Raw genomic sequence first — 17135 nt, 5'->3', positions numbered from 1 at the left:
GGTGTCTTGGCGGAAAAACATTAACCGAGAGTAATAAGCGGACGACTCGGCACGATTTTACACTCCCCATTTGGGGGGGGTGTTTCATTATGGAGCGGTGACGCGGCGGGCGCTGATGATGCGCACCGGACTGCCGGGCATTTCGCCGGCGAACACGCCGCCGACCGTCTTGGCAGGATCGATCGGCGTGTCGAGAATGCGCGTCAGCACCTCGCGCCCCTTCACCACCTTGGCAAAGGCCGCATAGCCGAGATTGTCGCCCGGGGCGGACGGATTGGCATCCAGTCCGGTCTGAGCGCCCAGCATGATCGTGAACTCGCCGCGCGCCGATCCCGGCTCGAACCGCGCGACCGACAGCACGCCATCGGTATGGCTGAGCCCGGTCTGGGTGGTCGGCTCGTGCGCGATCGGCGGCAGCATGCGCTTGGGATCGCCAAGCCCGCCGAACTGCACGAAGCCGAAATTGTCAGCCGCCTTGACCACGCGATAGAAGACCACGCCGTCGAGCATCTTCTTGTCGACATAGGCGAGGAAGTTCTTGCCCGTGATCGGCGCGTGGCGCGTGTCCACCTCGACCGTCAGGTTGCCGACATCGGTGGCGATCTCGACCAGCGGCAGCGGCGGCGCGGGATCGGCGGCAGGCGCATCCTGCGCGAACGCGGGCGCAAGCAGCGCCAGCGTCGCTGCGATCAGCGCCAGCCAGCGCGTCATGCGGATAGCGCCTTTTTCAGCTGCTCGTTGACCAGCTGCGGATTGCCCTTGCCCTGCATCGCTTTCATCGTCTGGCCGACGAAGAAGCCGAACAAAGCTTCCTTGCCGCCCTTGTACTGCTCGACCTTGTCGGCATTGTCGGCCAGCACCTTGGCAATCGCGGCATCGATCGCGCCGGTGTCCGAGGTCTGCTTGAGGCCGCGCTCCTCGACGATCTTGCCCGCCGCATCGCCGGTCTCGAGCATGATCTCGAACACCTGCTTGGCGATGGTGCCCGAAATCGTGCCGCTGGCGACCAGCGCGAGCAACTCGGCCCCGGCGGCCTGGCTAACCGGGCTGTCCTCGATCGTCTTGCCCAGCCGGTTGAGCGCGCCGTAGAGCTCGGACAGCAGCCAGTTGGCCGCGGCCTTGGCCACCTCGGCCTCCGGCTTGCCCTGCGCCTTGGCGCATTCGGCGAGCAGCCCCTCGAACCAGCGCGCGGTCTCCGCCTCGGCGGTCAGCACCGCTGCATTATAGGCCGAAAGCCCCAGTTCGCTCGTATAGCGCTTGCGCTTGGCATCGGGCAGTTCGGGCAGCGAGGCCTTGCACTCGTCGAGAAACGCATCGTCGAGCTCGAGCGGCAGCAGGTCGGGATCGGGGAAATAGCGATAGTCGTGCGCATCTTCCTTCGAGCGCATTGAGCGGGTCTCGTTCTTGTCCGGATCGTAGAGCCGCGTTTCCTGGACGATCGTCCCGCCGCTTTCGAGCACGTCGACCTGGCGGTTCGCCTCATGCTCGATCGCCGCCATCACATAGCGCACCGAGTTGACGTTCTTCGTCTCGGTCCGCGTGCCGAATTCGTCGCCGGGCTTGCGCACCGAGACGTTGACGTCGGCGCGCATCGAGCCTTCTTCCATGTTTCCGTCGCACGAACCGACATAGCGCAGGATCGTGCGCAGCTTCTTCAGATACGCCCCCGCCTCTGCCGGAGAGCGCATGTCGGGGCGCGAGACGATTTCCATCAGCGCGACGCCCGAACGGTTGAGGTCGACATAGCTCATCGTCGGGTGCTGATCGTGCATCAGCTTGCCGGCATCCTGTTCGACATGGATGCGCTCGATGCCGATCGTCTTGGTCGCGGCATCGGGGTTCTTCTCGTCAAGGCTGATCTCGACCGCGCCCTCGCCCACCAGCGGGTGGTAGAGCTGGCTGATCTGATAGCCCTGCGGCAGATCGGCATAGAAATAGTTCTTGCGGTCGAAACGCGACCAGCGGTTGATCTGCGCGCCGATCGCCATGCCGGTGCGTACAGCCTGGCGGATGCATTCCTTGTTCGGCACGGGCAGCATGCCGGGCATTGCGGCATCGACAAGGCTGACCTGCGCATTGGGCTCGGCGCCGAATGCGGTCGCTGCGCCAGAAAAGAGCTTGGCTTTGCTGGTGACCTGCGCGTGCACCTCAAGGCCGATCACGACCTCCCATTCACCGGTGGCACCCTGGATACGATAGGTTGATTCAGTCATTCTGTGTCCGTTTCAGGCGTAATGAGAGGAACTTGCGGGAAATAGCTGCGATAGAAGCGTGGATCGCGGGTCAGGATGGTCGCGCCGATGGCTTGCGCATGGCCACCGATGAGGAAATCCGGCAGAATATTGGACACGATGTCCTTATTCGCGCGGCGGCGCTCACGATAGACCGCAAATGCTTCCCCTGCCGAGAAAGCCGCTTCCGGAGTGAGTTCGGTCAAGCGCGCGCCGATCGTCTCGATATTGTCCATGAACTTCGCCAGCGAACCAAGCCGGGGCGCCACCTCCGCCACGGCAACCACGTTCACCAAGAGCTCATCGGTTTCGCTGGCATGCTCGGCGGCTTGCGACGACCAGGCGTACCAGCCCTGCTCCGGCCCGAACAGATCGATCAGCACATTGGAATCGACCAGGATCACGGTTCCCAATCGCCCCGGAGCTCGCGCATATATTCGTCGGTCGTCAGGCCCTGCAGATCGATGGTTCCGCGAACCTTTTCCAAAGCCTGACGAAAACGCGTCCTGCGTTGCTCCGGCGTGTCTCCATTGCCATGCTCAGGAGGCAGGATCACCGTCTCACCGCGGTCGTTGATGCCGACGCGGACCGGTCCATTGGGGATCAGGCCGTTGAGATCGCGAACGACCTTGGGGATAAGGACCTGCCCCTTGCTCGTCATGTTGACGAGCGTTTCATGTTCGATCTTGCTATGGGCGTTCATGGCAGTTCTCCGGTGTTACCGAAAGTAACACCTCGCTGTGGCCAGCGCAATCGCCGGGCATGGGATCACCACCAGCGCTCGGGCCGCGCCGTGAATCCGGCGCGTTCCTCGATCGCCAGACCTGCATTGAGCACGCCCTGCTCGTCGAGCGGCTTGCCGATAATCTGCAGGCCGAGCGGCAGCCCCATGCTGTCGAGCCCACCGGGCACCGACATCGCAGGCAGACCCGCGAGCGAGGCGGGCACCGCGAACACGTCGTTCAGATACATCGCGATCGGATCGTCGCTATTCTCTCCCAGCCCGAACGCCGCGCTCGGCGCAGTGGGTGCAAGCAGCACGTCGCAATGCTCCCAGACCTGCGCGAAATCGCGGGCGATCAGCGCGCGGACCTTCTGCGCCTGGGTATAATAGGCGTCGTAGAAACCGGCGGACAGCACATAGGTGCCGATCATGATGCGGCGCTTGACCTCGGGGCCGAAACCGGCGGCGCGCGTCGCGGCATACATGTCCTGCAGGCCTGCACCATCGGGCAGGTTGCGCTGGCCATAGCGCACGCCGTCATAGCGCGCGAGGTTGGACGAGGCCTCAGCGGGCGCGATGATATAATAAGCGGGCAGCGCATAGCGGGTGTGCGGCAGCGACACCTCCACGATTTCGGCACCGGCGTCACGCAGCCATTCGGCGCCCTTGTCCCAGATAGCGGCAATCTCGGCATTCATGCCGTCCATGCGATATTCCCTGGGAATACCGACGCGCTTGCCCTTGAGATTGCTCGACAATCCGGCTTCCCATTGCGGCACCGGCAGGTCGAGCGAGGTCGAATCCTTGGGGTCGAAGCCGCTCATCGCCTCGAGCATGATCGCGCAGTCGCGCACGTCGCGCGCCATCGGGCCTGCCTGGTCGAGCGACGACGCAAAAGCGATCACGCCCCAGCGCGAGCAGCGGCCATAGGTCGGCTTGATGCCGCTGATGCCGGTGAACGCGGCGGGCTGGCGGATCGACCCACCGGTATCGGTGCCGGTCGCAGCCGGGCACAACCGTGCGGAAATCGCGGCCGAGCTGCCGCCGGATGAGCCACCGGGAGCCAGCGGTGCATTGCCGCCATCGTTGCGCCGCCAGGGCGAGATGACATTGCCGAACGCACTGGTCTCGTTCGACGATCCCATCGCGAACTGGTCCATGTTGAGCTTGCCCAGCATGCCTGCGCCCGCGTCCCACAGCTTCTGGCTGACGGTCGATTCATAGGTGGGCTTGAAGCCGTTGAGGATCTCGCTCGCTGCGCGCGCCTCTACGCCGACGGTGCAGAACAGGTCCTTCATGCCGATCGGCACCCCGGCCATGATCGGCAGCTCCTCGCCCGCCGCGCGCTTCGCGTCGATCGCGTCGGCGGCCGCCAGCGCGTGTTCGGGCGTGTCGATCAGAAAGGCGTTGAGCGCCTTGGCCTCGGCGACATTGGCATTGAATGCGGTCGCGACTTCGCGCGCGCTGAAGGTACCGGCGCGCACGCCGTTGCGGATGTCGGCAACGCCGAGATCGGTAAGGTCGGTCATGGTTATTCGATCACCTTCGGAACGCCGAAAAAGCCGTGTTCGGCTGCGGGCGCATTGACCAGCACCTTGTCGCGGATATTGCCGTCGGTGACGACATCCTCGCGCAGACGCAGGGTGTTGGGAATGACGGCGGTCATCGGCTCGACGCCGGTGACATCGACCTCGCCCAATTGCTCTACCCAGCCCAATATGCCGTTGAATTCCGGCACCATGGCTTCGACCTCGGCGTCGGTCATCGCGATCCGCGCCAGGCTGGCGATCTTCTTGACGGTTTTGCTATCTACAGACATGCCCCAGCGGCTAGCACCGGCCCGCGCAGCCATCAAGCGGGCAAATGCTGCATTTGCGCAATCCGCGCGCGGGCAACACTTTACTGGCAGTAACCGTAATCGGTTTCTATATGCGCCCCGAAGGCCCGCGTGTGCCCGCGCGCCTGCCCCGCACCGGAGACTGTCTTGGCCCGCAAGTTCCTGTACCTGATCGCGACGATCATCTTCCTGATTGTCGCAGCTTTCGCTGCCTACCGCCTGTTTCCGCAGCAGATTTTTGCCGCCGCCTTTGTGCCCTCGGCCGAGTTCGTGAAGCCCGAGGCGGTCGAGACCAGTGCCTATGCCGATCCGAAGATGTGGTTCTCGCGCCCTGGCATCACCGGCGATGCCAATCCGGCGCTCTGGACCCCGGAAGGCGTCGAGGTGACCAGGACGCCCAAGGTCGCGATCTTCTACATCCACCCGACCTCTTACATGAAGCGCGCGCTGTGGAACGCACCGCTGAACGACAAGGAATCGCAGGATCGCGCGCGCATCTTCCTGCGCAGCCAGGCGAGCGTGTTCAACGGCGTGGGCGAAATCTGGGCGCCGCGCTATCGCCAGGCCGCAATCGGCGCGTTCCTGACCACCCGGCCCGAGGCGCAGATGGCGTTCGACGCCGCCTATTCGGACATTCTCGCCGCGTTCGACGAGTTCGTCGCCGAAATTCCCAAGGACATGCCGATCATCATCGCCGGGCACAGCCAGGGTGGCCTGCACCTGACCACGCTGATGCGCCAGCGCGTCGTCACCCGCCCGCTCGCCGACCGGATCGTTGCGGCCTATGTGATCGGCTGGCCGGTATCGCTGACCACGGATCTGCTCGCCCTCGGCCTGCCGCCCTGCACCGCCCCCGACCAGGCGAACTGCATGATCGGCTTCCAGAGCTTCGGCGAACCCGCCGAGCCGCAACTTCTGCTCGACGCCTATGCCGCAAGCGTCGGGTTCGACGGAGAGCTGCGTGGCCAGAGCCCGATGCTGTGCGTCAATCCGATCACCGGGGTGCTCGGCGACGAGGCCCCGGCCGACCGCAACCTCGGCACGCTGGTGCCCAACGAGGAACTGACCGACGGCGTCATCACCCCGGCACTGGTGGGTGCGAAATGCGACGATCGCGGGCTGCTGCTGCTCGGCGGCGAGCCGCAGCTCGGCCCCTATGTGCTGCCGGGCAACAATTATCACGTCTATGATTATCCGCTGTTCTGGGCGAACCTGCGCGCCGACGCGGAACGGAGGGTAGCCGCATTTCTGGGCAAGTGATCACCACGCACGCAGCGGAATACCGTGCAGCGTTGCCCGCGGGCGGACGGCTGATCGGGCTCGATGTCGGCACCAAGACGATCGGCACCGCGTTCTGCGATGCCGGATGGAGCTTTGCGACTGCTGCCAAGACGATCAAGCGCACCAAGTTCGGTGCGGACAAGGCGGCGATCGAGCAGCTGGTGCGCGATCAGGAGATTCGTGGAATCGTCATCGGACTGCCGCTCAACATGGACGGCAGCGACAGCCCGCGCACGCAAAGCACCCGCGCCTTTGCCCGCAACATCGCGGTGCTGGGCCTGCCGGTGTTATTGTGGGACGAACGCTGGTCGACCCAGGCCGTCGAACGCGCGATGATCGATGCCGATATCAGCCGCGCCAAGCGCGCCGAACGCGTCGACAGCGCGGCTGCGGCTTTCATCCTGCAGGGCGCGATCGACGCGATGGCCGGCTGAGCCGCCAGCGCCGATCAACCAAGATCAGCGAAAATTATCGGCATAGGCCTGGATCTTCAGGCGGCGCGGCGGCGTCGGCTCGATCCGCGCGGTGATGCCGTATTTCTCGGCATAGGCTTTCGCCGCCTCCAGATCGGGAAATTTCAGTACGACCTGCTGCTGCGTATCACCCGAGCCCGCCCATCCGGTCAGCGGATCGGGCTTCTTGGCTTCGGCGGGCTCGAACTCGAGCACCCAAAGATCGGTCAGCGCGCGGCCCGACTGCATGGCGTTCTTGGGGCGCTGATAGATTCGTGCGGCCATTTTCTTGCTTCCGTCCCGGGAAAAAGGTGATGTCCGCGCCTTTGCTACACCGGGGCGGTGCGGGTCAAGCGCGGCGTGTCGCCGGTAGCCCGATCAATCGCCGCGCTGCGCCCGCACCATTAGCCCACCACGCTTGCGGATCGATCCCGGCATCCATTTTGCTGCAAAGGCCAGACGCTTGGCGGTCGGGCCGACATAGCTGTGCACGTGCTTGGGATCGTGCACCGCATTCCACGCCGCTTCGGCAACCAGCGAGACCGGCGCGATTTCCAGCCCTGCGGCGGTCACGCTGGCCCCGATCGACTGGTTGCTGTTGGCGGGCGTGCCCTGAAGCAGCGGCGTATCGATGAAGCTCGGCAGCAGCGCGCGAACGCGGATGTCGTCCGGTCCCCATTCGATATCGAGCGCCTCGGTAAGGCCGCGCACCGCGAACTTGGTCGCCGAATAGACCGACAGCCCGGCCGAGCCATAGATTCCGCTCGCCGAAGATGTGTTGAGCAGGCACGATCCGGGCGTGGCTTTCAGATATTTGTGCCCGATATGCGCGCCATAGACGACGCCCTTGAAGTTGATGTCGACCAGTTTCTCGATATCGTCCTCGCTGTGGTTTTCCAGCGGCCCGCCGATGCCCACACCGGCATTGTTGAACAATACGTGCAGCTTGCCGCCGCTCTTCTCGGTGAATGCCTCGAGCGCCTGGGTCCATTGCTCGCGGCTGCGCACGTCGAGCCGGTGGATCGACGCCATGCCCTGAGGCAGCATCGCCGCAGTCTCTTCCATGCCCTTCTGGTTGACGTCGGCCAGCCCGACGAACCAGCCGCGCTGCGCGAAATACCGCGCCACCTCGCGCCCGATGCCCGAGGCTCCGCCGGTGATGAAAATGTACTTGGTGTCGGTCATGTCGTCCCTCCTCAGGCGAGGCCCAACCCCATCCGCTCAGCCTGAGCTTGTCGAAGGCCCCGCGCCCACGCTGACCATATAGCGGGGCCTTCGACAGGCTCAGGCCGAGCGGGAATGGCTGGATCAGGCGCTTCTCGCTCTCGTTTGCGCCGGACGCTAAGCGCGCGACCCACCCCGCGCAAGTGGCTAGCCAGCCGCGCCGCCACCCGCCTATAAGCGTGCCCGCATGGCGACCTCCCCCATCCCCACCCGACCGCACGGCGCGCGCGGCCCTGCCGTAGCGTTCGAGGGCGTGGGCAAGCGCTATGGCGGCACGATCGCGATCGATCGGGTGCGCGCAGATATCCTGCCCGGCACGTTCGTCGCGATCGTCGGAAGCTCGGGATCGGGCAAGTCGACGCTGCTGAAAACGGTCAACCGGCTGATCGAACCCGATTCGGGCAGGGTGTGTATCGATGGCCTGGACGTCGGGACGCGCGAACCGCACCAGCTGCGCCGCTCGATCGGCTATGTCTTCCAGAATATCGGCCTGTTCCCGCACATGACCGTGGCGCAGAATATCGGGATCGGATCGCGGCTGGCGACGCGCAAGCAACTGGCTGCCGAGCGCGTGACGGAACTGCTCGATCTGGTCGATCTGCCCCGCGATTTTGCCACGCGCCTGCCCGAGCAGCTCTCCGGCGGGCAGAAGCAGCGCGTCGGCGTCGCACGCGCGCTGGCGGGCGAACCGGGGCTGATGCTGATGGACGAACCCTTCGGCGCGCTCGATCCGGTAACGCGCGAGGCGCTGGGCGAACAATATCGCGCGCTGCACGAACGGCTCGGCCTCACCACGATCATGGTCACGCACGACATGGCCGAGGCGCTGCTGTTTGCCGACCGCATCTGGGTGATGGCGGGCGGGCGGATCGTGGCGGACGCGACCCCTACCCAACTGATCGCCGGCGGCTGCGGGCCGGAAGCCGAGGCGCTGGTGGCGGTGCCGCGATTGCAGGCCGAGCGGATCACCGCGATGCGCGATGCTGAATGCTTGCAGTGACCATGGACTGGCCCCGCCTGATCGATCTCCTCGCGCAGCATGTGCAGCTGAGCTTTGCGGCGCTGGGGCTCGCACTGCTGATCGCGCTGCCCCTCGCCATCTGGTCGGTGCGCAACCGCACCGTGGCCGGCATCACCCTGGGTTTTGCCAGCCTGGTCCAGACCATCCCCGCGCTCGCCCTGCTCGCGTTGTTCTTCCCGCTGCTGCTCGCGCTGTCGGCCGTGTTCGGCGATGCGATTTCGCCGCTCGGCTTCCTGCCCTCGCTGCTCGCGCTGACGCTCTACGCGCTGCTGCCGATCCTGCGCAATACGGTCACCGGGCTGCGCTCGGTCGAACCCGCCATGATCGAGGCCGCCGATGGCGTCGGCATGACCTCCTTGCAGAAACTCTGGCTGGTCGAAGCGCCGCTCGCCTCGACCACGATCATGGCGGGGGTGCGCACCGCCGCCGTCTGGACCATCGGCGCGGCGACGCTCTCGACCACCGTCGGCCAGCCGAGCCTGGGCGACCTGATCTTTGCCGGGTTGCAGACGCAGAACTGGTCGCTGGTGCTCGAAGGGTGCCTTGCCGCTGCGGGCCTTGCGATCACCGTCGATCTTCTGCTGGGCCTGATCGAGAGCGGCATCGCGTATCGCCGCCATGCGCGCATCTGGGGCGCCGGGATCGCGCTCGCGCTCGGCCTGGCGCTCGCGCTCTGGCCCGCGCCGCAGAGCGACAAGCCGGTGGTAACCATCGGCGCCAAGCGCTTCTCGGAGCAGTATATTCTCGCGCGGCTGATCGGGCGACGGCTCGAGGCCGCAGGCTATGACGTGCGCTATCGCGAGGGGCTGGGCAGCGCCGTGGTCTATCGCGCATTGGCGAGCGACGAGGTGCAGGTCTATGTCGATTATGCCGGCACGATCTGGACCAATGAGATGCAGCGCCAGGACCCCGAACCGCGCGCGGCGATGATCGCCGAGATCGCGCGCTGGGCCAGGGCGCAGCACGGCGTCGAGCTGGTCGGTCCGCTGGGCTTCGAGAACACCTATGCCTTTGCGGTGCGCCCCGAGGATGCGAAGCGCCTGAACCTGCAGAGCCTTGACGATATCGTCCGCGTCGCGCCCGATTTCGTCTTCGGCACCGATGTCGAGTTTCTCGAACGCCCCGAATGGCAGATGGTGCAAAGGGCCTATCCCCTGCGTTTCAAGGGCCGCCGCGCGTTCGAGCCGACCTTCATGTACCGCGCGCTCTCGCTCGGCGAGGCGGACATTATCTCGGCGTTCAGTTCGGACGGGCGCATCGCCGCGAACGGTTTCGTGATTCTGCAAGATCCGAAGGGCGCGGTGCCCAGCTATGACGCGATCCTGCTCGCCAGCCGTTCCGCCGTCGCCGATGCGCGCCTCATCGCGGCGCTCCGGCCTCTGGTCGGCGCAATCCCGGTGGAAAAAATGCGTGAGGCCAATTATCGCGTCGACAGGGACAAGAACAAGCAAAGCCCGGCCGATTCGGCAGCTTGGCTCGACCGGGCCATTTCCGCCAAAAGCGAGGACCAAAATCCATGATGATCAAGCGCCTGCTGCTGACTCTTTTCATCGCGCCGATGCTGATGTGCGCGAATGCGGCGCATGCTGCGGTGACCATCACCTTCTACAGCCACGAACTGGGCAGCCAGTTCCCGCACGCCTTTGCGACGCTCAAGGGCAAGGTCGATTCGACCGGCGAGGTCGTCGACACCAATGTCGGCTTTACCGCGATCAGCACCGGCCCCAGCATCCTGTTCGGCTGGGTCGATGGCCGGGTAAGCGTCGTGAAGCCCAAATATATCGCCAGCAGCGCGCCGCATTTCAGCTATGAGCTGACCGATGCCGAATATCGCGCGGTGATGGCGGTCGCCGACAAATGGCGCAACAAGCCGCAGAAAAACTATAATCTCAACAAGGCCAATTGCGTGCACTTCATCAGCGAGATCGCGACAGCTGCTGGCCTGAAGATCAACCCCAAGAGCAAGTTCTTCAAGAAGCCAACCAGCTTTCTGAAAGAGGTCACGACGCTCAGCCGTGGCCGCCTGGCGAGCGGGCGCATCCTCTACAAGGGATAAGCCTTACAGCGCCGCGTTGTTGTAGCAATGCCAGGGCAGGATCGCGACCGCGCCGCGATGCGGTGACCACGGATCGGCGAGCAGACGCGTTTCCTTCTCCGAAGGCCGCGCCTCCAGCCCCAGGATGCGGCCGATGCCCGCCTGCACCGCCAGATCGCCAGCGGGCCAGATATCGGGGCGGCCTTCGGCGAACAGCAGATAGATTTCCGCCGACCAGCGGCCGATGCCCTTGATCTTCACCAGCTCGGCAATCGCGGCCTCATCGTCCTCGGGCAGGTTTTCCAGATCGAGCCCGCCGCTCACCACCAGCTCGGCGAGCGAGCGGGCATAGCCCTGTTTCTGTCGCGAAAGACCGCAGGCGCGTAAGGACTCGAAATCCGCCGCGATCAGCGCATCGGGCGCACAGCCGGTACCCAGCGCGGCTTCGAGCTTGTTCCAGACCGATGCCGCCGCAGCGACGCTGACCTGCTGGCCGACGATGGTGCGCAGCAGCGTCGCATAGCCACGGTCGCGGATGCGGGTTTCGGGATAGCCGGCGATTCCGATCGCGCGGGCGATCGCTGGTTCGGTCGCGGCCACCGTGTCCAAGCCGGTCGTCAACTGCTCTGCGGTCAATCCCATAACTGCATCCTCATCCATTCTGCCGCTTGCAATCGCGCTTGGCGTTGATCATAGCAACCGCGTTCGGGGGGCCAATGCCCGTTTCCACTCAATGGGGAGTTTCCATGCCAAAGCTGACCGTCATCAATCGCGCGGGCGAAGAGAGCACCATCGAAGCCGATACCGGCCTGTCGGTGATGGAAGCGATCCGCGACAACGGCTTTGACGAACTTCTGGCGCTGTGCGGCGGCTGCTGCTCGTGCGCGACCTGCCATGTCCATGTCGATGCCGCCTGGGTCGACAAGCTGCCCGCGATCAGCGCCGACGAGGACGACCTGCTCGACAGCTCGGATCACCGTAACGAAACCTCGCGCCTGTCGTGCCAGATCCAGCTGACCGACGCGCTCGACGGCCTTAAGGTCGCGATCGCGCCGGAAGATTGATCCAGACGAATTGATCAGATGCCGCCGGGCGTGACCTCGCGCCCGGCCGCTTCCAGCGATGCGGTCAGCGCTGCCGCGCAGGCATCGAGCGCCGCCTGGTCGACCGAGCGGATCACGAAATTCGCGCCGACCCGGCCTTCGCGGAAAAAGGGATAGCTGCCGATCTGGCACTGGTCGTGCGCGCGCTCGGTTGCGCCCAGCATACCCGCGACCTCGCTTTCCGCGACCCAGCAGCCCAAGGTCGCCGACAGCACCGGCAGCCCGCCTTCGAGCGTTCCGGTCAGCGCATCGAGCATCCCTGCGGTGATATGCGGCACGCCCGCCATCAGGAACACATTGCCGATGCGGATGCCCGGCGCGCCGGACATGCGGTTCTCGATCAGTTCGGCGCCTTCCGGGACCCGGGCCATGCGCAGCCGTCCTTCGGTGAGCCCGCCGCGCGTCGCGTAATAGCGCTCCAGCACCGCACGCGCGACCGGATGGATCACCACCTCCACGCCCAAAGCCTGCGCGATGGCATCGACGGTGATGTCGTCATGCGTCGGACCGATGCCGCCAGTGGTGAACAGATAGTCGTTGCGCGCGCGCAGTAAGTTCACCGCCTCGACGATCGCCTCCATGTCGTCGGCGACCACGCGCACTTCCTTCAGCCTTATGCCCTGCACGTTGAGCCAGGTTGCGACCTGCGCGACATTCTTGTCCTGGGTGCGGCCGGAGAGGATTTCGTCGCCGATCACGATCAGCGCGGCGGTCCAGATGCGGGGGGTGGAAGCGGTGGCGTCTGCGGTCATGCGCCGGTGTTTAGCGCGTGCGCAAACCGGCGCAAGCGGTTCGTGAAAGGCCCCGTTATTCGATCCAGAAGGTTCGGCAGCCAAGCGCCGCCAGCGCCGGATCGCGGGTGATGACGGTGAGGTCGTCGTGGATCGCCTGCGCCGCGATCATCCGGTCGAAGGGATCGCGATGCTCGCCAGGCAGGGAGCCTGCGAGCAAGCCAGTGGACACGCTGACGCCAAGTTCGAAAAAGCCGTCTGCTCGCGCCAGATGCTCGAACTTCTCGTATACCGGAATGGCAGCTTCCCATTTGCCGATGCGACATTTGGTTGCGACTTCCCAGGCAGACACGGCGCTCACGAATATGGTGTTGCGCTCGTCGCCAATTTCCTCCGCCACCGCGCGCGGCAAGGCCGGGTCCCCCAACCACCACCATACGAGTGCATGCGTATCGAACAGATAATCGGTCATTCCCAGGCGCGAAGCTCTTCTTCGGGCAGCGGATCGAAGAAAAAGCTGTCGGGAATGCGATTGGCAAGCTTCAGCCGACCCGGTCGACGCTCCACTTTGGGCCGCTCCAAAGGCACCAGCCGGGCATAGGGCTTGCCCGCCTTGGCCAGGATGATCTCCTCGCCGGCATGCGCGCGGTCGAGCAGCTTGGAAAAGTGCGTTTTCGCGTCATGGACGTTGACGATGCTGGTCATGGGCTTGAGGTTAGTCCATTGACCGGACTAAGTCAATGGACTAAGCCCGGTCCCAACCCGCCAGGAACGCGCAAGGGGTCGCCAAATCGCCGCCCCTGCCCTATATGGAATCACCATGAACCAATATGTCCACGTCACCAATGCCGACACGCCGATGCGCGATGGCACGATCAAGCTGCACGGCCCCGAGGGCTTCGAAGGCATGCGCAAGGCGGGGCAACTCGCCGCGCATGTGCTCGACGAGTTGACTTCGTTCGTTAAGGAAGGCGTGACCACCGAGGAGATCGACGCGAAGGCGCGCGAGCTGATGCTGGCCGGTGGCGGCATTCCGGCGACGCTCGGCTATCGCGGTTTCACGCATAGCTGCTGCACCTCGATCAACCATGTCGTATGTCACGGCATCCCCGGCGACCGCAAGCTCAAGGACGGCGATATCGTCAATATCGACGTGACCCCGATCGTCGATGGCTGGCACGGCGATACCAGCCGCATGTTCCTGATCGGCGATGTCGGCGTCAAGGCACGGCGGCTGGTCGATGTGACCTATGAATGCCTGATGCTGGGCATTGAGCAGGCCAGGCCCGGCAACACGATGGGCGATGTCGCGCACGCGATTCAGTCCTATGCCGAAAAGCACCGCTATGGTGTCGTCCGCGATTTCTGCGGCCATGGCCTGGGCAAACTGTTCCACGACGCGCCCGAAGTGGTGCATGTGGGGCGCCCAGGCACCGGGCCCGAGCTCAAGCCCGGCATGTTCTTCACCATCGAGCCGATGATCAATATCGGCAAGCATGCAGTGAAGATGCTCGAGGACGGCTGGACCGCCGTGACCCGCGACCGCTCGCTCTCGGCGCAGTTCGAACATTCGATCGGCATCACCGAGACTGGCTGCGAGATCTTCACGAAGAGCGCGAAGGGGCTGGACCGGCCGCCTTATTGATCAGTGGACCTGTGGGCCGCTCCAAAAATCTTGGTCTGATCCCGGGCACCATGGATGACCCGCACGATTTCGAGGACCTCGTGTCGAGCCCGATAAAAGATAATGTAGCTTCCGAAAGCGCGTCCACGCAAACCGGCCATCAGATCATCCCGCGGCGAGCCGATTCCGGGCCCATCGCAAAGCCGGTCGAACATGCCGGTCAGCTTTTCGATGAACTGTTCCGCTGCCGCGAGATCGTCGCGCGCGATATACTCTGCAATCGCGTCAAGGTCAGCCTGCGCTTCGATCGAGACTGATAGTCGGATCATTTGGCATATTTGGCACGAAGGCGCTGCTTCATGGCCTCAGGGTCCCACTCGACGACCCGCCCTGCCTCAATATCGTCGATACCCTTCTGGATTTCGCGGCGCAGATGCTCCAGCTCGGCCTGCTGCATCTGGCGTTCGAGTTCCCAACGGCGCAAGGCATCGCGGATCGCTTCGCTGATACTCGCGTATTCGCCTGCTTCGACGGCTGCATGCAGCAGCTTGTGATGCGCGTCGGTCAGGGTGATGCTGGCCTTTTCCATCGTCGTTCCTTTGCTGTGGTGCGATTATATCCCACCTGCCCCAGCGTGACAATTCCGCACTTTGCAATGGCTGCCTGCCCAAAAAACAGGCACCGCCCTGCAAGCTTGCCCGCAAATCGATCACGCCCCGCAATAATATTGCACCGCACACAAGCTTTTGTGGCGGAATGCGTCTTGGCACGTTAATTGTTTGGTAGCAGTCAATGGGGGACTCGGGGGACCGCGCCGCGTGCAGGTTGTCAAAGCCTCATACAGCCATATCATGACGCAGCGGTTCGCCGCTGTGTTGCTTCCCACAACCGCCCTGCCCTTGCGGGTCAGGCGGAAGACGACAGGATGATCAGGGACTTATGAAGAAGATCGAGGCGATCATCAAACCGTTCAAGCTCGATGAGGTGAAGGAGGCGCTGCACGAAGTCGGCGTCTCGGGCATCACCGTGACCGAGGCCAAGGGCTTCGGCCGCCAGAAGGGCCATACCGAGCTGTACCGGGGCGCCGAATATATCGTCGATTTCCTCCCCAAGGTGAAGCTTGAGGTCGTGGTCGACGACGCGCTGGCCGAGCGCGTGGTCGAGGCGATCGCCGCCGCCGCGCAGACCGGCCGCATCGGCGATGGCAAGATTTTCGTGATCCCTGTGGAAACCGCACTCCGCATCCGCACGGGTGAACGGGATAACGACGCGGTCTGATCAACAGGACGCGCGCAAAACCCAGGAGAGGCCTGCCCCGGCAAGGCCGCAACAATCAGATCAGTTCCACCCGAGGGGGGTCGCAAGGCCCGGATCGCAGATAGACGAAGAGGGAAAGCAACAATGGCAAAAACCGCCGCAGATATTCTGGCAATGATCAAGGAAAACGAGATCGAGTGGGTCGATGTCCGCTTCACTGATCCCAAGGGCAAGTGGCAGCACCTGACGATGTGCGCCGGCGTCATCGGTGAGGACGAGCTGGAAGACGGCCTGATGTTCGACGGCTCGTCGATCGAAGGCTGGAAGGCGATCAACGAATCCGACATGATCCTGCGTCCCGATCTGGACGCCGCCTATATTGATCCGTTCTCGGCCGATCCGATGCTGATCCTGTTCTGCGACATCGTGGAACCGGGCACCGGCGAGCTTTACGCGCGCGACCCGCGCAGCACCGCCAAGCGCGCCGAGGCCTATCTCAAGTCCACCGGCATCGGCGACACCGTTTATGTCGGCCCCGAAGCCGAATTCTTCATGTTCGACGATGTGCGCTTCTCGGACGGCTATAACGGTTCGATGTTCGCGATCGACGATATCGAACTGCCGACCAATACCGGCCGCAGCTATGACAGCGGCAATCTGGGCCACCGTCCGCGCGCCAAGGGCGGCTATTTCCCGGTCGCGCCGGTCGACAGCATGACCGACGTGCGCGCCGAGATGGTCAGCACCATGCTCGAAATGGGCCTGCCCTGCGACAAGCACCACCATGAGGTGGCCTCCGCACAGCACGAACTCGGCCTGACCTTCGGCACGCTGACCCAGACCGCCGACCGCATGCAGATCTACAAATATGTCGTGCACATGGTCGCCCAGGCCTATGGCAAGACCGCGACCTTCATGCCCAAGCCGATCAAGAACGACAACGGATCGGGCATGCACACGCACATCTCGATCTGGAAGGAAGGCAAGCCGCTGTTCGCCGGTAACGGTTATGCGGGTCTTTCGGAAATGTGCCTGTACTTTATCGGCGGCGTCATCAAGCATGCCAAGGCACTGAACGCCTTCACCAACCCGACCACCAACAGCTACAAGCGTCTGGTGCCGGGCTTCGAGGCACCGGTGCTGCTCGCCTATTCGAGCCGCAACCGCTCGGCCTCGTGCCGCATTCCGTATGGCACCGGCGAAAAGGCCAAGCGCGTGGAGTTCCGCTTCCCCGACGCGATGGCGAACCCCTATCTGTGCTATTCGGCGCTGCTGATGGCCGGTCTCGACGGCATCCAGAACAAGATCCATCCCGGCGAAGCCATGGACAAGAACCTGTACGACCTGCCGCCCGAAGAGCTGAAGGAAGTGCCGACCGTGTGCGGCAGCTTGCGCGAAGCACTCGACGCGCTGGCCGCCGATCACGACTTCCTGCTCAAGGGCGACGTGTTCCTCAAGGACCAGATCGAAGCCTATATCGAGCTGAAATGGGACGATGTGATCCGCTGGGAAACGACCCCCAGCCCGGTCGAATTCGACATGTATTACAGCTACTAAGTTCGCGTAGCTGCCAGAGACACGAAAGGCGCTCCGGGATCACCCGGGGCGCCTTTTC

The 17135-nt window shown here is 64.1% G+C and carries 23 protein-coding genes; 9 read left to right on the top strand and 14 right to left on the bottom strand.

Features of this window, described 5'->3' with window-relative positions:
• Positions 1-87: 87 nt before the first annotated feature.
• From AX725_RS00265 to gatC, 6 genes are all read right to left on the bottom strand, one after another.
• The gene (locus tag AX725_RS00265) at positions 88-711 is read right to left on the bottom strand and encodes a peptidylprolyl isomerase (protein ID WP_082730743.1); all 624 of its coding nucleotides are present in this window, start codon (positions 709-711) and stop codon (positions 88-90) included.
• Entirely contained in the window at positions 708-2213 is a 1506-nt protein-coding gene (gene gatB, locus AX725_RS00260; protein ID WP_060979868.1) for an Asp-tRNA(Asn)/Glu-tRNA(Gln) amidotransferase subunit GatB, read from the bottom strand. Before gatB ends, AX725_RS00265 begins: the two co-directional genes overlap by 4 nt.
• Positions 2210-2635, bottom strand: a complete 426-nt coding sequence (locus AX725_RS00255) for a type II toxin-antitoxin system VapC family toxin (protein WP_060979867.1) — start codon at positions 2633-2635, stop codon at positions 2210-2212. The genes gatB and AX725_RS00255 overlap by 4 nt, the downstream gene beginning before the upstream one ends.
• On the bottom strand, positions 2632-2934 hold the full coding sequence (locus tag AX725_RS00250; protein WP_060979866.1) for an AbrB/MazE/SpoVT family DNA-binding domain-containing protein: 303 nt from the start codon (positions 2932-2934) through the stop codon (positions 2632-2634). The genes AX725_RS00255 and AX725_RS00250 overlap by 4 nt, the downstream gene beginning before the upstream one ends.
• Positions 2935-2999: 65 nt before the next feature.
• Positions 3000-4484, bottom strand: coding sequence for an Asp-tRNA(Asn)/Glu-tRNA(Gln) amidotransferase subunit GatA (gene gatA, locus AX725_RS00245; RefSeq protein WP_060979865.1), 1485 nt, complete (start codon positions 4482-4484; stop codon positions 3000-3002).
• Between the two features lie 2 nt (positions 4485-4486).
• Positions 4487-4774: an Asp-tRNA(Asn)/Glu-tRNA(Gln) amidotransferase subunit GatC gene (gene gatC / locus AX725_RS00240; RefSeq protein WP_060979864.1), complete on the bottom strand. Its 288-nt coding sequence runs from the start codon at positions 4772-4774 to the stop codon at positions 4487-4489.
• A gap of 165 nt (positions 4775-4939) precedes the next feature.
• Between gatC and AX725_RS00235 the strand changes: the two genes are divergently transcribed.
• Together AX725_RS00235 and ruvX are read left to right on the top strand one after the other, a co-directional pair.
• Complete coding sequence (locus AX725_RS00235) at positions 4940-6052, top strand: DUF3089 domain-containing protein (RefSeq protein ID WP_060979863.1); 1113 nt, start codon at positions 4940-4942, stop codon at positions 6050-6052.
• On the top strand, positions 6049-6507 hold the full coding sequence (gene ruvX, locus AX725_RS00230; protein ID WP_060979862.1) for a Holliday junction resolvase RuvX: 459 nt from the start codon (positions 6049-6051) through the stop codon (positions 6505-6507). The genes AX725_RS00235 and ruvX overlap by 4 nt, the downstream gene beginning before the upstream one ends.
• 24 nt (positions 6508-6531) lie before the next feature.
• Here ruvX and AX725_RS00225 read toward each other — a convergent pair whose 3' ends face one another.
• Positions 6532-6810, bottom strand: a complete 279-nt coding sequence (locus AX725_RS00225) for an ETC complex I subunit (protein WP_060979861.1) — start codon at positions 6808-6810, stop codon at positions 6532-6534.
• A gap of 93 nt (positions 6811-6903) precedes the next feature.
• Positions 6904-7710 (bottom strand): SDR family oxidoreductase, encoded by an 807-nt coding sequence (locus AX725_RS00220; RefSeq protein WP_060979860.1) that lies wholly within the window; start codon positions 7708-7710, stop codon positions 6904-6906.
• 226 nt (positions 7711-7936) lie between these two features.
• Between AX725_RS00220 and AX725_RS00215 the strand changes: the two genes are divergently transcribed.
• From AX725_RS00215 to AX725_RS00205, 3 genes are read left to right on the top strand one after another with little or no spacing between them, the layout of a single operon-like run.
• Positions 7937-8749 carry an ATP-binding cassette domain-containing protein gene (locus tag AX725_RS00215; protein ID WP_066043723.1) on the top strand — a complete coding sequence of 271 codons (813 nt, stop codon included), beginning with the start codon at positions 7937-7939 and terminating at the stop codon, positions 8747-8749.
• Between the two features lie 2 nt (positions 8750-8751).
• Entirely contained in the window at positions 8752-10290 is a 1539-nt protein-coding gene (locus AX725_RS00210) for an ABC transporter permease/substrate-binding protein (RefSeq protein ID WP_208597830.1), read from the top strand.
• Complete coding sequence (locus tag AX725_RS00205) at positions 10287-10826, top strand: aldo-keto reductase family protein (protein WP_060977483.1); 540 nt, start codon at positions 10287-10289, stop codon at positions 10824-10826. Before AX725_RS00210 ends, AX725_RS00205 begins: the two co-directional genes overlap by 4 nt.
• A gap of 3 nt (positions 10827-10829) precedes the next feature.
• Here the strand turns inward: AX725_RS00205 and AX725_RS00200 are convergent, their stop codons facing one another.
• Positions 10830-11447 (bottom strand): DNA-3-methyladenine glycosylase family protein, encoded by a 618-nt coding sequence (locus AX725_RS00200; protein ID WP_060977482.1) that lies wholly within the window; start codon positions 11445-11447, stop codon positions 10830-10832.
• A 104-nt stretch (positions 11448-11551) separates the two neighbouring features.
• On the opposite strand from AX725_RS00200, the gene AX725_RS00195 reads away from it, so the two are divergent.
• Positions 11552-11869 carry a 2Fe-2S iron-sulfur cluster-binding protein gene (locus tag AX725_RS00195; RefSeq protein ID WP_060977481.1) on the top strand — a complete coding sequence of 106 codons (318 nt, stop codon included), beginning with the start codon at positions 11552-11554 and terminating at the stop codon, positions 11867-11869.
• Positions 11870-11883: 14 nt separating this feature from the next.
• On the opposite strand, the gene AX725_RS00190 is transcribed toward AX725_RS00195, so the two are convergent.
• Genes AX725_RS00190 through AX725_RS00180 form a run of 3 tightly spaced genes read right to left on the bottom strand, consistent with a single transcriptional unit; the run spans position 11884 to position 13344 of the window.
• On the bottom strand, positions 11884-12660 hold the full coding sequence (locus AX725_RS00190; protein WP_060977480.1) for a competence/damage-inducible protein A: 777 nt from the start codon (positions 12658-12660) through the stop codon (positions 11884-11886).
• A 55-nt stretch (positions 12661-12715) separates the two neighbouring features.
• Positions 12716-13111 carry a type II toxin-antitoxin system VapC family toxin gene (locus tag AX725_RS00185; protein WP_060977479.1) on the bottom strand — a complete coding sequence of 132 codons (396 nt, stop codon included), beginning with the start codon at positions 13109-13111 and terminating at the stop codon, positions 12716-12718.
• Complete coding sequence (locus AX725_RS00180) at positions 13108-13344, bottom strand: type II toxin-antitoxin system Phd/YefM family antitoxin (protein WP_060977478.1); 237 nt, start codon at positions 13342-13344, stop codon at positions 13108-13110. The genes AX725_RS00185 and AX725_RS00180 overlap by 4 nt, the downstream gene beginning before the upstream one ends.
• Before the next feature lie 115 nt (positions 13345-13459).
• Here AX725_RS00180 and map point away from each other — a divergent pair, with 115 nt between their 5' ends.
• On the top strand, positions 13460-14284 hold the full coding sequence (gene map / locus AX725_RS00175) for a type I methionyl aminopeptidase (RefSeq protein ID WP_060977477.1): 825 nt from the start codon (positions 13460-13462) through the stop codon (positions 14282-14284).
• On the opposite strand, the gene AX725_RS21665 is transcribed toward map, so the two are convergent.
• Positions 14278-14592: a type II toxin-antitoxin system RelE/ParE family toxin gene (locus AX725_RS21665; protein ID WP_081096962.1), complete on the bottom strand. Its 315-nt coding sequence runs from the start codon at positions 14590-14592 to the stop codon at positions 14278-14280. The two genes, map and AX725_RS21665, sit on opposite strands and share 7 nt — an antisense overlap.
• A complete protein-coding gene (locus tag AX725_RS00165; RefSeq protein ID WP_060977475.1) occupies positions 14589-14852 on the bottom strand; it encodes a type II toxin-antitoxin system ParD family antitoxin in 264 nt (87 codons plus the stop codon). The genes AX725_RS21665 and AX725_RS00165 overlap by 4 nt, the downstream gene beginning before the upstream one ends.
• 350 nt (positions 14853-15202) lie before the next feature.
• Between AX725_RS00165 and AX725_RS00160 the strand changes: the two genes are divergently transcribed.
• Entirely contained in the window at positions 15203-15541 is a 339-nt protein-coding gene (locus AX725_RS00160) for a P-II family nitrogen regulator (RefSeq protein ID WP_060977474.1), read from the top strand.
• 123 nt (positions 15542-15664) lie between these two features.
• Complete coding sequence (gene glnA, locus AX725_RS00155) at positions 15665-17077, top strand: type I glutamate--ammonia ligase (protein ID WP_060977473.1); 1413 nt, start codon at positions 15665-15667, stop codon at positions 17075-17077.
• Positions 17078-17135: the final 58 nt, after the last annotated feature.

Origin of the sequence: Blastomonas sp. CCH9-A1, assembly GCF_001557175.1 — a bacterium.
GTDB classification, from domain to species: domain Bacteria; phylum Pseudomonadota; class Alphaproteobacteria; order Sphingomonadales; family Sphingomonadaceae; genus Blastomonas; species Blastomonas delafieldii_A.
This window is presented reverse-complemented; position numbering and strand designations above follow the sequence as displayed.

What these genes read in the sequence shown, in the direction of transcription:
- AX725_RS21665 (WP_081096962.1), bottom strand. Translation starts at nt 14,592, where the DNA reads ATGATCCGACTATCAGTCTCGATCGAAGCGCAGGCTGACCTTGACGCG.
- gatC (WP_060979864.1), bottom strand. Translation starts at nt 4,774, where the DNA reads ATGTCTGTAGATAGCAAAACCGTCAAGAAGATCGCCAGCCTGGCGCGG.
- map (WP_060977477.1), top strand. Translation starts at nt 13,460, where the DNA reads ATGAACCAATATGTCCACGTCACCAATGCCGACACGCCGATGCGCGAT.
- AX725_RS00215 (WP_066043723.1), top strand. Translation starts at nt 7,937, where the DNA reads ATGGCGACCTCCCCCATCCCCACCCGACCGCACGGCGCGCGCGGCCCT.
- AX725_RS00200 (WP_060977482.1), bottom strand. Translation starts at nt 11,447, where the DNA reads ATGGGATTGACCGCAGAGCAGTTGACGACCGGCTTGGACACGGTGGCC.
- AX725_RS00180 (WP_060977478.1), bottom strand. Translation starts at nt 13,344, where the DNA reads ATGACCAGCATCGTCAACGTCCATGACGCGAAAACGCACTTTTCCAAG.
- AX725_RS00185 (WP_060977479.1), bottom strand. Translation starts at nt 13,111, where the DNA reads ATGACCGATTATCTGTTCGATACGCATGCACTCGTATGGTGGTGGTTG.
- AX725_RS00205 (WP_060977483.1), top strand. Translation starts at nt 10,287, where the DNA reads ATGATGATCAAGCGCCTGCTGCTGACTCTTTTCATCGCGCCGATGCTG.
- AX725_RS00190 (WP_060977480.1), bottom strand. Translation starts at nt 12,660, where the DNA reads ATGACCGCAGACGCCACCGCTTCCACCCCCCGCATCTGGACCGCCGCG.
- AX725_RS00225 (WP_060979861.1), bottom strand. Translation starts at nt 6,810, where the DNA reads ATGGCCGCACGAATCTATCAGCGCCCCAAGAACGCCATGCAGTCGGGC.
- AX725_RS00195 (WP_060977481.1), top strand. Translation starts at nt 11,552, where the DNA reads ATGCCAAAGCTGACCGTCATCAATCGCGCGGGCGAAGAGAGCACCATC.
- gatA (WP_060979865.1), bottom strand. Translation starts at nt 4,484, where the DNA reads ATGACCGACCTTACCGATCTCGGCGTTGCCGACATCCGCAACGGCGTG.
- AX725_RS00250 (WP_060979866.1), bottom strand. Translation starts at nt 2,934, where the DNA reads ATGAACGCCCATAGCAAGATCGAACATGAAACGCTCGTCAACATGACG.
- gatB (WP_060979868.1), bottom strand. Translation starts at nt 2,213, where the DNA reads ATGACTGAATCAACCTATCGTATCCAGGGTGCCACCGGTGAATGGGAG.
- AX725_RS00220 (WP_060979860.1), bottom strand. Translation starts at nt 7,710, where the DNA reads ATGACCGACACCAAGTACATTTTCATCACCGGCGGAGCCTCGGGCATC.
- AX725_RS00210 (WP_208597830.1), top strand. Translation starts at nt 8,752, where the DNA reads ATGGACTGGCCCCGCCTGATCGATCTCCTCGCGCAGCATGTGCAGCTG.
- glnA (WP_060977473.1), top strand. Translation starts at nt 15,665, where the DNA reads ATGGCAAAAACCGCCGCAGATATTCTGGCAATGATCAAGGAAAACGAG.
- AX725_RS00160 (WP_060977474.1), top strand. Translation starts at nt 15,203, where the DNA reads ATGAAGAAGATCGAGGCGATCATCAAACCGTTCAAGCTCGATGAGGTG.
- AX725_RS00265 (WP_082730743.1), bottom strand. Translation starts at nt 711, where the DNA reads ATGACGCGCTGGCTGGCGCTGATCGCAGCGACGCTGGCGCTGCTTGCG.
- AX725_RS00165 (WP_060977475.1), bottom strand. Translation starts at nt 14,852, where the DNA reads ATGGAAAAGGCCAGCATCACCCTGACCGACGCGCATCACAAGCTGCTG.